This window comes from Nocardia rhamnosiphila NBRC 108938 (assembly GCF_000720425.1).
In the GTDB taxonomy this organism is placed as follows: Bacteria; Actinomycetota; Actinomycetes; order Mycobacteriales; family Mycobacteriaceae; genus Nocardia; species Nocardia rhamnosiphila.
Genome location: NZ_JOAJ01000073.1, coordinates 1 through 282, shown reverse-complemented (window position 1 = coordinate 282; position 282 = coordinate 1). Strand labels below are relative to the sequence as shown.

At 72.7% G+C, this 282-nt stretch carries 1 pseudogene; it reads right to left on the bottom strand.

Features of this window, described 5'->3' with window-relative positions:
* Positions 1 to 282 (bottom strand): annotated as a pseudogene (locus IG75_RS0135780) (MFS transporter); the annotation flags it as partial.

Below are 282 nucleotides of genomic sequence, written 5' to 3'. Positions count from 1 at the left end.
GCTCTTGGGCGTGACGGCCAGGATGACGCCGGGCATCGCGGCCGAGAAGCCGCCGACCCCGAGGCCGAGCACGCCCATCGCCGCGAACAGTTCGGCCAGATCCGACCGGGCCGCCGCGAACAGGGCGAACCCGCCGCCGACCACGACGGCGCTGCTGGCCAGGAGTGGGGGGTCGGCGATCCACGTCCGGATCCGCGGCGTGAGCTTGCCGGCGACGAACCCCAGCACCGAGAACGGGATGAGGACCAGCCCGGCGACGAAGGTCGTCAACCCGAAGCCGTA